Here is a 13,840-nt window from a genome sequence, read left to right on the forward strand (position 1 = left end):
AATTGTCACTGTCGTTTTCCATGGCCACCACGCTGATCGCTGGACTATCGATGCGGAGGGGCGTCATCCTCAATGCCCTGCACCTGAGAGGCGGCCCGCGCGTCCGCTTGCATGCCTCTCTGCGACAATTCGAGCGCGCCCGGACATAAAGGCGCGACAATTCTCGGGTCTATCGTCCGCCCCGCACCTGCTTCTTCCGGAGTTACCATGCATTCTGCCGACCGGCCGGCAACGCGCCTCGCGACGCGGCTCGCCTTCCTCGTCGCGGGCTTCGGCATCGCGTGCTGGGCGCCGCTGGTGCCGTTCGCAAAGACCCGGCTCGGCGTCGATGACGGCGTTCTTGGATTGCTCCTGCTCAGCCTCGGCATCGGCTCGGTCGTCGCGATGCTTCTGACCGGGATCATGAGCGCGCGCTACGGCAGCAAGCCGATCATCATTGCGGGCGGGCTCGGCCTTTCGCTGGTGCTGCCCCTGCTGGCGATCGCGAGCTCGCCTGCAATGCTGGCGCTGGCACTGTTCGCCTTCGGCGCCGCGCTCGGCTCCATCGACGTCGCCATGAACATCCATGCGGTCGAGGTGGAGCGCGATGCGGGACGTCCGCTGATGTCGGGCTTCCACGCACTGTTCAGTATTGGCGGCTTCGCCGGATCCGCGCTTATGACCGCCCTGCTCTCGCTGCAACTCGGCGCACTGCCCTGCACGCTGATCTGCTCGGTGCTGATGCTGGTCGCGATGCTGGCCGCCTGGCCGCGCCTGCTTCGTTCGGTGCAAGTGCAGGACGGACCGCTCTTCGTGCTGCCGCATGGCTCAGTGCTGCTGCTCGCGCTGCTGGGCGCGATCACCTTCCTCGTCGAAGGCGCGATGCTGGATTGGGGCGCATTGCTCGTCATCGGCGCGGGCCTCGTCTCGGAGGCGCAGGGCGGGATCGGCTATATCGTGTTCTCGATCGCGATGACGATGGGGCGGCTCGGCGGCGACGCCATCGTTGCACGCATCGGGGATCGTACGACATTGTTCTGGGGAAGCCTCATCGCCGTCGCGGGCTTCGTGGTTCTGCTCACGGCTCCCGTTGCGGCGGTCGCCATCGCCGGTTTCCTGCTCATCGGCCTCGGCGCCTCGAACCTCGTGCCGGTGCTGTTCCGCCGGGCGGCCAGGCAGACCGTGATGCCCACTGGGCTCGCCGTCGCGGCGATCACGACCGCGGGCTACGCCGGCATCCTCATCGGCCCCGCCGGCGTCGGCTTCGTCGCACGTCTTGGCGGATTGCCGACGGCGTTCTGGCTGCTGGCCGCGCTGATGTGTCTCGTCACGCTGTCGGCGCGCATCGTCACGGCGGAGGGACGCCAGATATTGCGTGTCGAGGCCTGAGCGGCCTCACAGATTGCTCAGCCCGATCGACTTGATCACGGGCGCGAGGTTCGCCGTTGTCGCATCGACAATGCGCTGGAATTTGTCCGGGCTCGAATCGCTGTCCGGTTCCATGCCCTGCGCGCGGTAGCTTGCCTGAAGCGCCCGATCGGCCATGGCCAGATGTGTCGCCTGCGCGATCCGGTCGATGACCGCATCGTCCGTGTCCTTGGGTGCGAACAGGCCGAACCATCCCTCATAACGCAGGTCCGGCATGCCGGATTCGACAGCGGTCGGAATCTCCGGCGCCCCGCTCAGCCGCCGTTCGGTGGTAACCGCCAGCAGCCTGATTTTCCCGGCTTGAGCCAGTTGCTGCAATTGAACGGACATGACGGCAATGATCAGCGATATCTGGCCGCTGACGAGGTCGTTGGTCGCTTGCGCGATGCCCCGATACGGAACATGGACGATGTCCAGCGCGCCGGCCTGCTGCTTGAAGGATTCGCCGACCAGATGGTTTCCAGTGGCGATGCCGGGGGTCCCATAGGACAGCTTTCCCGGATTGGCCTTTGCGTGAGCGATCAGCTCGCGCAGGTCTACGGCCGGCACCGCCGGATGGACGGCGAAGACCAGCGCGCTGTTGATCAGGCGGTAGATGGCGCGGAAATCGCCGACGGAATAGCCGGGATTGGCCGACGTCAAGGGGATGATGACCTGCGTGCTGCCGTTGCCGAGCAGCAGCGAATAGCCGTCAGGCTCCTCGCGCGCGACCGTCGCGCTCCCGATCGCGCCGCCCGCACCGCCGATATATTCGACGAAAGTCGGTCCGAGCAGCGATGACATCCTGTCGACCCAGGGGCGTCCGATCTGATCGCCCGATCCGCCGGCTCCGTAGGGAATCACGAGTCGAATCGGGCGAGACGGATAATCGGCCGCTTGTCCGCTGCGCGGAACGGCCGCCAGCGCCGCCGCGCCCGACAACGCATGGACGACCTGTCGCCGCGAGAAGAAAGGCATGTTCGGAATCCGGAAGTCGGTAGTCACTGTCGAAGCGGGACCAGCTCCCTAACCGTCCCCATCGCAGCAATTCGCGACCGCCGTCAATGCGCCATCCGGCCTAGAAGCCCGTCGTCATCTTTCTGTCACACAGGCATAACCCATTATTTCTTAAGCCTTATTTCAACGGACCGATCGACCCAAGCCATCCACGCAGGGCTGCCAGCCCTGCCCACTGCTTTCGGCCAGTTTACTGTACGCCTCGTTCTGATAGAGCAGAAACAAATACCTTTTGACTCCCGTTGAGGGGGCAATGGCGCGTGCCAGATCGTAGCGAAGACTCGGCCATTTCATTTGGGCCATTTCGACTGTTTCCAAAGTCCCGGCTCTTGGAGAAGGAGGGCTCGCCGCTTCACGTCGGCGGCCGCGCGCTCGATATCCTGATCTTCCTCGCCGAGCGCCCCGGCGAAGTCGTCGACAAGCGAGAGCTGGTCAAGCGCATCTGGGCCGACGTCAATGTCGACGAGGGCAGCCTGCGCTTCCACGTCGCAGCGCTGCGCAAGGCGCTGGGCGATACCGGCAAGTCGGCCCGTTATGTCGTCAACGTGCCCGGCCGCGGCTACTGCTTTGTCGCCTCGTTCGCGCAAACGGCCCCGCCCGCCGCTCAGCCCGTCGTTGATGTCCTGCCTCCCCGTTCCCTCCCCGCGCAACTCTCGAAGATGGTCGGACGAGAAGAGATCGTCGAGAAGATATCGAACGGGCTTTCTCTGCATCGCTTCATGACCGTGGTCGGCCCGGGCGGCATCGGCAAGACTGCCGTCGCCGTCACCGTCGGGCATCGCCGCTCCCCGGATTTCGGCGGGCGCGTTTTCTTCGTCGACTTCGGCCCGCTGCGGGATGCGAGCCATATCGCGACCACCGTCGCCTCCGCGCTTGGCCTCACCATCAGCGCGGAGGATCCAACGCCGGCCTTGCTGACATTCCTGAAGAGCGGCCCGGCCTTGCTGATCTTCGACAGTTGCGAGCATGTGCTGGATGCGTTGGCACCGCTTGTCGAGCGCATCGTTCGCGAGGCGCCGCAGCTTCGCGTTCTCGCGACCAGCCGCGAGTCGTTCCGGAGCGAAGGCGAGCGGATTTTCCGCCTGTTCCCGCTGGATTGCCCGCCGGAGCGCGAAGGCCTCGATGTCGCCGAGGTCCTCGCTTACCCCGCGGCCCAGCTCTTCGTCGAGCGCATTGCGCAGAGCTCGGGTCCGTTCCAGCTCAGTGCGGAAGAGGCGCCGCTCGTCGCGAGCATTTGCCGGCGCCTCGACGGCATTGCGCTCGCGATCGAGCTCGCGGCGGGCCGCGTCAACGCCTACGGCATCGCCGGCACCGCATCGCTGCTCGACAGCCGCTTCTCTCTGCAGTGGCGGGGGCGGCGCACCGCCGTGCCGCGACACCAGACGCTCGCCGCGGCGCTCGACTGGAGCTACGATCTGCTACCTCCCGCCGAGAGTGCCACGTTGCGACGCCTGTCGGTCTTTGCCGGGCCGTTCGCGCCGGAGGCGGCTGCCGCGGTGGCGGCCGGCGACGGTCTCAGCGCCTCGGAAACGCTGGAGGCGATCGACAGCCTGGTCACCAAATCGCTGATTTCGCCATCCGGCTCGCGGACGCTGCGCTATCGCCTGCTCGACACCACCCGCACCTATGCGCATGGAAAGCTGAACGAGCTCGGTGAAACCGGTCAGTTCGCGCGGCGTCATGCAGAGCATTTTCGCGACTTCTTCGAGCGCGCGGAGGCCGAGACATCGACGCCGCTGCCGGAATGGCTGAGCATCTACGGCGCTGAGCTGGACAATGTGCGCGCTGCATTGAACTGGGCCTTCGGGCCCGACGGCGACGCTGCACTCGGGATCGCGCTAACGGGGGCTGCCGTCACGCTGTGGGTCCGCCTGTCCCTGTTCGCCGAATGCCGCGAGCGCGCCAAAACGGCGCTCACCGCGCTCGGCGACAGCGGCGGCGATGACCGCATTCGGATGCAACTCCTGGCGGCGCTCGGCTGGTCGCTGATGTATGGCGAGGGCCGCGCCCGCGAGGCGCGTCCGATCCTCGAGACGACCCTGGAGCTCGCTGACAGGCTCGACGACAAGGACTTTCGCCTGCGCGCGCTCTGGGGCTTGTGCATCGACCAGTTCAACAACGGGCAGTTCGGCAAGGCCCGCGCCTTGGCCGACCGCTTTGCGAACGCTGCGGCGAACTCGCCCGACAGGACCGATGTCATGCTCGGCGACCGGCTGACGGCCGTGGCGCTGCACTATCTCGGCGACCAGAACGACGCACGCGTTCGCATCGACCGCGTGAACGCCTCGCTGCATGTGCTGGCGGAAAAGCCAAAAATCTTCCCGCTCGACCTCAGGATATCGACGCAATATTTCCGCGCCCGCATCCTGTGGCTTCAGGGCCTCGCCGATCAGGCCCAGGCGCTCGCCGCCCGAAACATCGAGGAAGGCCGCGCCAACGGCCATGCGCTGACTTTCTGTAGCGTGCTCGGACAGGCCACCTGCCCGATCGCTTTCTGGTCCGGCGATTTCGAGGCCGCGGAGCGCCACGGCACCGAGCTGCTCGAACACACCGAGCGCCATGCCATCCGGCTGTGGGGCCTGTGGGCGCGGGCCTTCAACGCGGCGGTCATCGTCAAGCGCGGTGACGTCGCCGCCGGCCTGCCGCTGCTGCGCGAAGAGCTCAATCGCGCCGGCGATGCGCGCTTCCTGCCGCGGTTTCTCCCGCTGCTCGGCGAGCTCGCGGCGAGCTTTCTGGAGGCCGACCAGATCGACCGCGGCCTCGACGTGATCGAGGACGTGCTGACCCGCTGCAACGACCGGCAGGAGCTCTGGTATTTGCCGGAGCTGATCCGCATCAAGGGCGAGTTGATGCTCAGGAGCGCGCGGCATTCAAGCGATGCCGAGGCGCGCTTTCGTGAAGCCATGGGCATCGCCGTCCAGCAGGGCGCGCGCTTCTGGGAGCTGCGTTGTGCAACCAGCCTCGCGCGGATCATGATCGGCGCTGGCCAGAACGCCGAGGCCCTGGCAGTTTTGGAGAAAGTCTCCGGCTCCTTCGCGGAGGGCTCGGACATCGCCGATATGCGCGTGGCCCGCTATCTGATCGCGCAATTGCGGGCCTGACGAGACCCGGGGCTGAAGGAACTCTTCAGCTCATTCGATGCGGGGAATGAATCCGGGCACGCCGGTCTCCACCACCGAGTTGAATCTCACATTCGTTGTGATCTGTTCCCTGATCTCCCGCATGGCGTCTTCAGGCAAGGCGGAAATATCAAAATTCTCCTGGATGCGCCGAGCATTGGTCGAGGTTGTCAGGAACGCCGCGCCACGCTGAACGGCCCAGGCCAGTGCGACTTGAGCCGGCGTCTTGTGGAGGCGCTCTGCGATGGACGTGATCACCGGGTCGGCCAGGAGGTTCGGCTTCATGGCGTGTCCAAGCGCTGCAAACGCCTGCAGAACAATTCCGTGCTCTCGACAGAAGTCGAGCAGATCCCATTCGGGAAGATACGGATGTGATTCGACCTGCACCATGGCAGGCCTGATCCGCGCGACAGCAACGATCTCGCGCAACTTCGCCAAGGTGATGTCTGACAGGCCGATTGACTTGCAGTGCCCCTCGTCGACGAGGCGCTCCAGCGCCTGCCATGTCTCGACCAGCGTAACTCCTGAATCATAGATGACCTGACCGCGCTCATCCCTCGGGTCCTGCTCGTCACCGGGCTGAAAGGCAAAGGGCGTATGAATGATGTAGCAATCGATATCGTCGAGCTGCAGCCTCCGGCGGCTCGCATCGAAGGCAGGCTTGACCCGCTCCGGCCGATGATTGGTATTCCATAGCTTCGTCGTAACGAACATATCCTTGCGCTGAAGCTTCCCCGCCTTGAACGCCTCCTGCAGCGCATCGCCAACAGCCTCTTCGTTGCGGTAGCGCTCCGCACAATCGAGATGTCGAAAACCCGCTTCCAACGCAGCTCGAACGACCTGCCTGGTCATGGCAGGATCCGGAATAAGTGTGCCAAACCCGACAGCAGGGATGGTCCCGGCCCCATGGGTGGGTATCCGTGTATAGCGAAGCGTATCGGACGTCGTCATGCTCATACTCCCTTGTTTGCCGCCGGCCGTCGCACAAGCGGACGGAAAAGCGAGCGAGTTGCCGATGCGATGTCATTTCACGACTCTTCCGCGTCACCTGGCCGGCCGCGGTTTGCGCAGGAAGAGCACGAGAGGGCTCACGACGAGCATGGCGAACATCAGGATCTCGAACTGGTCGATGACGGCGACAGTCGCCGCCTGGTGCGTCACCATCCCATTGAGCGCGGCGAGGTCCGGCTTCCGGATAGCCCCCCCGACGTAAGCGGCCACCCGGTAAGGCGTGAGGTTCTTTGCGAGCGCGACGTGCACGGCCTGTGTGTTGGCGTAGAAGAATATCTGGACCACCGCGATGCCGATCGTGCTGCCGTAGAGGCGCGACAGGCCTATCAGCGCACTGCCTTCCGGACGGAGCTTCGGATCCAGCGTGCCGAACGCGGCCCTGGCGAGCGCTGGCATCAGCATGCCGAGGCCGGTGCCCTGGAGCAGACCGGTCTCGACCACCGGCCGCCAGTCCATCGCCGGCGAATAGCCGAGCATCAGCCAATTGGCATAAACCACCAACGCCATGCCACCCATCAGGAATGGCCGGTAGTCGGTCTGCGCCGGAACCAGATTCGTCAACACCAGCGCTACGACGAGCGCCACGCCGCGCGGAACGGTCATGTAGCCGGTGGTGTCGACCGGGTAGTTGAGCAATTCCTCCAGCATCGGGGACGTCAAGGCCAGGGTCGGCAGCAGGACGAAACCAAGCGCGAAGGAGATGATCGTCGAGAGAACGAGATTGCGATCCCTGAACAGGGCCGTGCGGAGAAAATGCTCCTTCGTCGTCATGACGTGCACGATGAAGAGATAGAAACCCAGCACGGACGCACCTGCTTCCAGCCAGATTTCCGTCGAAACAAACCATTCCAGACGTTCGCCGCGGTCGAGCAACATTTGCAGACCGATCATGCCGGCCGAGAACGTAATCAGGCCGAAAAAGTCGAAGGACTGACTTCGCGTCGCCCTCTTCTTGCTCAGCAGCACGGTCATCGTCAGGACTATGAATCCCGCCATCGGCAGGCTGAAATAGAAGATCGACGGCCAGCCATAATATTCGCTGAGCCAGCCGCCAATGGCAGGACCGGTGCTGATGCCGAGCAAGGAGCAGACGGTCCACGCCAGGCTCATGCGCGCATGTCGCGCAGCCGGTGTCACCTCGAGCAGGATCGCCAGCGACAGCGGCGCGAGCGGCCCGCTCGCCGCCCCCTGGAGAATCCGGACAAGCACGAACTGGATTGACGTCGTCGCCATCGTGTCAAGGACAAGACCTAACACAAAGATCGCGATAGCTGCCTGATAGACCGCCTTCCTGCCGTAGCGGCCCGCGAGCCACTGCGTGATCGACATGGTCACGGCACTCGCCGCGATATAGGAGGAGAAAACCCAGCCGACCTCGTCATTAGCCATCGAGAGCGCCGCCTGAATGTGCGGCAGCGCGGCGTTCGGCACGGAGATATTGACGGCCTGCATATAGGTCGCCAGGAGTGCCGCCGCGGAAATCGCGTGATGACCGCTGGACGCTTCGGCGGATGGGGCGATCGTGCTCATTTGCCCTCCGTCGCAAAAGCGGGCCGGAATAGACGCAGCCAACTGCGGCGATGGCCGGTGTCGACCCGCGCCGTCACGCTGATGCCCGAGAACAGCGGCCGGTTCGGATCGCACTCATCGAACTCCAGGCGCACCGGCAGCCGCTGGACGACCTTGACCCAATTCCCGGTCGCATTCTCCGGCGGCAAAAGCGAGAAGTCGGAGCCCGTACCCGGGCTCATGCTGACGATGTGCGCCGTGAACTTGCGGTCCGGATAGGCGTCGACGTCAATCTTCGCCTCCTGGCCCGTACGCATGTGGGTCAGGCCGGTCTCCCGAAAATTCGCCTCGATCCAGACGTCCCGGCTCGACATCAGCGTGAACGTGGGTGCCCCCGCGTTGACGAAGCTTCCGACCCGGAGGTCGTCGACCTTGGTCACGATACCGTCGTCCGGCGCCATCACGGTGGCATAGGAGAGATCGAGCTGCGCACGATCGAGCTGCGCTTTCGCTGCGCGAACGGTCGGGTGTCGATCGACACCGCCATCCGGATCGCCGTTCAGGGCGACGATGGTATTGGCGATCTGCTGTTCGACCGACGCGATGCGCTGGCGAGCAACCTTGAGATCCGTCTCGGCCCGTTCATAGACCGCACGCGGCGTGAAATCGGACGCGACCAACATCTTCTTGCGGTCGAACTCGCGTTCGTTGAAGATAGCCGTCTCTCTCGCCGATTGCAGTTCTGCCTGCTGCTGACGGTAGGTCGCCTTGAGCGATTCGATCTGCAGCCGCGCGCTGCCGAGCCGGGCCTCGGCCTGGTCGACGGCGATCTGGTAGGGCTCCGGATCGATGCGGAACAGGACCTGCCCCTGGCGAACGCGATCGTTGTCGCGCACGGCAATCTCGACCGCCTGGCCGGAAACCCGCGCGTTGATAGTCACTTTGGCGGCGCGGACAAATGCGTCGTCGGTCGAGACATATTGCTCCTGGGCCAAATAAATAACGGCCCCGAGCACGGCCACCGCGGCAGGCAAAGCAAGCATCAGGGGCCGGCGCAGTCGGTCAACAAGCTCCGCTCCACTCCGTTGCGCTGCAGCCTCGCTGCCGCGGAAACTCTTTCGATCGCCCAGCCAGCCGGCGATTGGCGCGAAACTGAAGCGCATTGGACTGTCTCGCTTTCATTTAATAACGTTCGTTACAAATATTGTACTCCGGTGCGACGATCAAGATGCCGGCTATTGATTTTTATAACGATTAATACAAATATATTTACGGATCGGGCAAGCGAGGTTCCAAGGATATGGCACGCAAGAAGACCGAGACGGGTCCGGCACGCCGGGGACGGCCCCCCGCCTACGATGCAGAAACCGCTCTCAAACGGGCAACGGAGACGTTCTGGAGAACCGGTTACTCCGGCACGTCGCTAGACAAGGTCGCGGCCGCAACAGGCATGAGCCCGCCGAGCCTCTATGCGGTGTTCGGCAATAAGCACGCGCTCTATCTTGAGGCGCTGGAGCGCTACTGGGAGATCAGCCTTGCAGCGACACGCGAGGCACTCGCCGGGGACCATCCCTTGGACGAAGCACTGATGCTTGCCTATGACGCGGCACTGTCGATCTATTTTTCCGGCAAGGGAGCCGCACGCGGCTGCTTCGTGGTCGGGACTGCGGTGACCGAAGTTGCGGAAGATGCGGCGATCCGGAACAGTGTTGCGGCGGGATTGCGCATGATGGATGCCGATTTCGAAGCCCGCTTCCGTCTCGCACAGGACAACGGTGAGCTGAATCGCGAAGCGGATCCCGCCGGGCTCGCGATCCTCGCTTCAGCCACAATGCATACCATCGCCATTCGCGCGCGCGCCGGAGCGCGCCGCACTGATTTGAGGGAGATTGCCCGTAAGGCTGTGAATGTGATTTGCGGACGCCGGCTAGAGCCGCATTGAGCCGCGAGACACTTTCGTACGATAAGCGGAGTTCGCACATGTGCACTCCTCGTCAAAAAGTTCTCGGCGGCCGTCTACGACAATCCGCCTAGCCTCCCACGGCGGCCGCACGCCGCGGCAGCTTCCAGTCGGGCCGGATGAAGTGGCAGGTGTAGCCGTCGGGATAACGTACGAGATAATCCTGATGCTCCGGCTCGGCTTCCCAGAACTTGCCGACCGACGCGACCTCGGTCACCACCTTGCCGGGCCAAAGGCCCGATGCCTCGACGTCGGCGATGGTGTCCTCGGCAATCCGCTTCTGCTCGTCACTCGTGGTGAAGATCGCCGAACGGTAGCTCGTGCCGAGATCATTGCCCTGGCGGTTGAGCGTGGTGGGGTCATGGATCTGGAAGAAGAACTCCAGCATGGTTCGGAAGCTCGTCTTCGCCGGATTGAAAATGATCTCGATCGCCTCGGCGTGGCCTTCGTGATTGCGGTAGGTGGCGTTCTTCACGTGCCCCCCGGTGTAGCCGACGCGGGTGGAAATCACGCCCGGCTGCTTGCGGATGAGATCCTGCATGCCCCAGAAGCAGCCTCCGGCCAATACTGCGCGCTCTGTACTCATCTGATGCTCCATTCGTTTTCGTCGCGATACTCAGCGCTTGTCCGCAGCCGGATGCAAGCGCGGATCGTCGTGGTCATCATGATATTCGAGGCCCAGCGGCCCGATGGCCGAGACCTGCGTGACGTATTCGCCGGACTTCGCCCAGTGAAAATGCCAGGTCTCGCCGGGCAGGACAATGACACTGCCCGGCGGATAGGCTTTCACCAAATCGCCATCAAAGCTCTCCCCGAGCCCGATGTAAAACACACCGAACATAACCGTGTAGATGCGGTCCTCCGGATGCTTGTGCGGCATCAGCCTGGTCCCGCCGGGCACCTTCACCCGGACCACGTAAGGTCCGGGTTCACTGGGGTGGCCGACCATGACGGCCAGCCGCGCTTCCGGCGGAAAGGCGGGAAACGGCTGCCACGCTATGTCCTCCGGCAGGATCGCTCGGAACCTGTCTTCATCCGGCTGATGTTGGCGAGGCATGGTACCGCTCCCTGCGTTTGATCAAGTCAGCTTGGCGTCGAGCGAGATCTCGGCGTTGAGCACCTTTGACACCGGACAGCTCTTCTTGGCCTCGCCCGCGATCTTGGCGAAACCGGCGTCGTCGAGGTTCGGCACCTTGGCGCGCAAGGTGAGCGCGGATTTGCTGATCTTGAAGCCCTTGCCCTCGGGCTCGAGCGTGACGGCCGCTTCCGTCGAGAGTTCGTCCGGCGTGAAACCCGCCATCTGAAGGCCGAAGGCCAGCGCCATCGTAAAGCAGCCGGCATGGGCTGCCGCGATCAACTCCTCGGGATTGGTCCCCTTCTCGTTCTCGAAACGGGTCTTGAACGAATAGAGCGTGTCAGCGAGCACGCCTGACTCACTCGACAGATGCCCGGTGCCGTCGCGGCCGGTGCCCTTCCAGACTGCTTTTGCCTTGCGGATCATCTCGGTTCTCCTTGTTTGTTTTCAAGCACCGGCGCTCGGTACCGGAGGAAGGCGACATTGGCACGACCGCCTGTCGCCATTCCAACCGGCCGAACGCCGCAGCGGTTCCGTCAGCTTCCGATCTGTCCGACGTGGAAGCCCAGCCGGTTCTCGACGTCGCCGGCACGATGGAAGCCGTGCGCCATCAGCGTCTTGATCCGGGTCTGGCTCGCGGGACGGCCGAGCGCGGCAAGGAACGCGTCCCATTCCGGCTTGATCTCGTCATCCGGCGGCAGGCTTGCGACATCGACGAGACGCTTGGTCTCGGCGATGGCCTCCTTGTCGAACGACGCGATGCGCATCGCCAGCGCCTCGACGAAAGCGTCGAGCTCGGCGTCCGGCAGCGACCGGTTGACATAGCCGTAACGTTCGGCGAGGTCGCCGTGGATATCGTCGGCGCCGAGCAGCACTTCGAGCGCACGGCCGCGGCCCATTAGGCGCGGCAGCCGCGCCATCGGTCCGCCGCCGGGCACGAGGCCCGCGCCGACCTCCCATTGCGACAGGATCGCTTTCTCGCGGCTGGCAAAACGCATGTCGCTGGCGAGCGCGACCTCGCTGCCGACCCCGGTCGCACGGCCCCGGATCGAGGCGATGGACACGACCGGGGCGCGGCTGAGGCGCACCAGCATGTCGGGCAACGCCTGGAGACCTGTCGGTCCGGGTGGGACTTTCAGCGACTCCTCCAGCGGCGCGAGAAAATCGTAATGCGTGATGAAGAAGCCTTCGACGGCGCTGTCGAACACCACGACCTTCACGTCCGGATCGGTCTCGATCTCAGTGATGATGCCGTCCAGCTGCGGCAGATGCTTCGGTCCGAAGATGTTGACCGGCGGCATGTCGAAGGTGACACGCCAATATGACGGCAGGCGGCGCTCCAGGTGGATGTCTTCGGTGGTGAAGGTGCGTTCGGGGCTTTTCATGGTTTCACTCCTGATATGTGCGGAAATCAGATCGACTGGCGTAGCGGGCGGAATGCGGTACGCATTTCCGCAGAGAACAGCGCGGGCTGCTCCCAGGCCGCGAAGTGACCGCCCTTGTCGAGGCGGTTGTAGTGCATCAGCTTCGGATAGGCTTTCTCGGCCCAGCTGCGCGGCGCGGCGTAGATCTCATCGGGGAAGACGCTGACGGCGACCGGGATCCTGATGTGCTTGGGCTCGAAGAACACCAGCTTGTTCTCCCAGTACAGCCGGGCCGATGACACCGCCGTGTTGGTGAGCCAGTAGAGCGTGATGTTGTCGATCACATCGTCCCGCGATAGCCCCTCTGTTTTGCCGTCGAAGACGCGCGCGATCATCGCGGCGCTGCGCGCATCATGATCGAGCATCCAGGACGCCAGACCCGCCGGCGAGTCCACGAGGCCATAGAGCGTCTGCGGCCGGTTCGACATCTCGATCGCATAGCCGAGACCGTGCTTGTAGAAGTCGTCGAGCTGGTCGTAGGCAATGCGCTCGTCGGCCGAGAGATTGGACGGCCGCGTTCCGCCGGGCTGCAGCGCCTTGGCGACGTCATCGGGAACGGTGGCAGGCATGTTGGTGTGAATGCCGAGCAGCTCCGGCGGCGCGATCACCGCCATCTGCTCCGTCACGGCATTGCCCCAATCGCCGCCTTGCGCCACGTAACGGCCGTAGCCGAGTCGTTTCATCAGCACGATCCAGGCGCGCGCGATGCGCTGGGGATCCCAGCCCAGCACCGTCGGCTTGCCGGAGAAGCCGTGGCCGGGCAGCGAGGGGATCACCAGATCGAAGGCGTCCGCGGCCTTCGCGCCGTGCGCGGTCGGATCGGTGAGCGGGCCGACGATCTTCATCTGTTCGATGATCGATCCGGGCCAGCCATGCGTGACGATCATCGGCAGCGCATTGTCGTGGCGGGAGCGGACGTGAATGAAGTGGATGTCGACGCCGTCGATCTCGGTGACGAATTGCGGCAAGGCGTTCAGCCGCGCTTCCATCTTGCGCCAGTCATAGTCGCTCTGCCAGTAGCGCACGAGCTGCTGCACCGTCGTCAGCTGCACGCCCTGCGACTGGTCGGCGACGATCTCGCGATCTGGCCAACGCGTCGTAGCGAGACGGCGACGGAGGTCAAGCAGATCCTCCACGGGCACGTTGACGCGGAAGGGGCGGATCGCGCCGCTCGCTGCGGCCTTCGCCGGACGCAGCGGCAAGAGGCTCGATACGCTGGCGGCAACCGCGGTCATCGCAGCCTGGCTCAGCAATTGGCGGCGATCGGGGTTGAGGATGTCGGCACGTGCTGGCGTGGTCATTAAAATCTCCCTTGCTTTGGTCGGTGACGCTGACCGAC

12 protein-coding genes are annotated in these 13,840 nt (G+C 64.2%); 3 read left to right on the top strand and 9 right to left on the bottom strand.

Going from position 1 to position 13,840, the window contains the following annotated elements; translation table 11 throughout:
* Nucleotides 1–207 precede the first annotated feature (207 nt).
* Nucleotides 208–1,368 carry an MFS transporter gene (locus NLM25_RS31965; RefSeq protein ID WP_254139671.1) on the top strand — a complete coding sequence of 387 codons (1,161 nt, stop codon included), beginning with the start codon at nt 208–210 and terminating at the stop codon, nt 1,366–1,368.
* Nucleotides 1,369–1,374: 6 nt separating this feature from the next.
* Here the strand turns inward: NLM25_RS31965 and NLM25_RS31970 are convergent, their stop codons facing one another.
* Nucleotides 1,375–2,364 carry a tripartite tricarboxylate transporter substrate binding protein gene (locus NLM25_RS31970; RefSeq protein ID WP_254139672.1) on the bottom strand — a complete coding sequence of 330 codons (990 nt, stop codon included), beginning with the start codon at nt 2,362–2,364 and terminating at the stop codon, nt 1,375–1,377.
* Between the two features lie 299 nt (nt 2,365–2,663).
* Here NLM25_RS31970 and NLM25_RS31975 point away from each other — a divergent pair, with 299 nt between their 5' ends.
* On the top strand, nt 2,664–5,504 hold the full coding sequence (locus NLM25_RS31975; RefSeq protein ID WP_254139673.1) for a winged helix-turn-helix domain-containing protein: 2,841 nt from the start codon (nt 2,664–2,666) through the stop codon (nt 5,502–5,504).
* A gap of 30 nt (nt 5,505–5,534) precedes the next feature.
* On the opposite strand, the gene NLM25_RS31980 is transcribed toward NLM25_RS31975, so the two are convergent.
* The 3 genes from NLM25_RS31980 to NLM25_RS31990 all read right to left on the bottom strand — a co-directional run bounded on the left by NLM25_RS31980 (nt 5,535) and on the right by NLM25_RS31990 (nt 9,085).
* Nucleotides 5,535–6,473, bottom strand: coding sequence for an aldo/keto reductase (locus NLM25_RS31980; protein WP_254139674.1), 939 nt, complete (start codon nt 6,471–6,473; stop codon nt 5,535–5,537).
* 93 nt (nt 6,474–6,566) lie between these two features.
* Nucleotides 6,567–8,063, bottom strand: a complete 1,497-nt coding sequence (locus NLM25_RS31985) for an MDR family MFS transporter (protein WP_254139675.1) — start codon at nt 8,061–8,063, stop codon at nt 6,567–6,569.
* On the bottom strand, nt 8,060–9,085 hold the full coding sequence (locus NLM25_RS31990; protein ID WP_254139676.1) for an HlyD family secretion protein: 1,026 nt from the start codon (nt 9,083–9,085) through the stop codon (nt 8,060–8,062). Before NLM25_RS31990 ends, NLM25_RS31985 begins: the two co-directional genes overlap by 4 nt.
* Before the next feature lie 257 nt (nt 9,086–9,342).
* Between NLM25_RS31990 and NLM25_RS31995 the strand changes: the two genes are divergently transcribed.
* Nucleotides 9,343–9,984, top strand: a complete 642-nt coding sequence (locus NLM25_RS31995; RefSeq protein ID WP_254139677.1) for a TetR/AcrR family transcriptional regulator — start codon at nt 9,343–9,345, stop codon at nt 9,982–9,984.
* Nucleotides 9,985–10,072: 88 nt separating this feature from the next.
* Here NLM25_RS31995 and msrA read toward each other — a convergent pair whose 3' ends face one another.
* From msrA to NLM25_RS32020, 5 genes are all read right to left on the bottom strand, one after another.
* Nucleotides 10,073–10,588: a peptide-methionine (S)-S-oxide reductase MsrA gene (gene msrA / locus NLM25_RS32000; RefSeq protein WP_254139678.1), complete on the bottom strand. Its 516-nt coding sequence runs from the start codon at nt 10,586–10,588 to the stop codon at nt 10,073–10,075.
* 30 nt (nt 10,589–10,618) lie between these two features.
* Entirely contained in the window at nt 10,619–11,059 is a 441-nt protein-coding gene (locus tag NLM25_RS32005; protein WP_254139679.1) for a cupin domain-containing protein, read from the bottom strand.
* 21 nt (nt 11,060–11,080) lie between these two features.
* Nucleotides 11,081–11,503, bottom strand: coding sequence for an OsmC family protein (locus tag NLM25_RS32010; RefSeq protein WP_254139680.1), 423 nt, complete (start codon nt 11,501–11,503; stop codon nt 11,081–11,083).
* 110 nt (nt 11,504–11,613) lie between these two features.
* Nucleotides 11,614–12,462, bottom strand: coding sequence for an enoyl-CoA hydratase/isomerase family protein (locus NLM25_RS32015; protein ID WP_254139681.1), 849 nt, complete (start codon nt 12,460–12,462; stop codon nt 11,614–11,616).
* 26 nt (nt 12,463–12,488) lie between these two features.
* The gene (locus tag NLM25_RS32020) at nt 12,489–13,802 is read right to left on the bottom strand and encodes an epoxide hydrolase family protein (protein ID WP_254139682.1); all 1,314 of its coding nucleotides are present in this window, start codon (nt 13,800–13,802) and stop codon (nt 12,489–12,491) included.
* Between the last annotated feature and the right edge of the window lie 38 nt (nt 13,803–13,840).

Source organism: Bradyrhizobium sp. CCGB01, from assembly GCF_024199795.1.
In the GTDB taxonomy this organism is placed as follows: Bacteria; Pseudomonadota; Alphaproteobacteria; order Rhizobiales; family Xanthobacteraceae; genus Bradyrhizobium.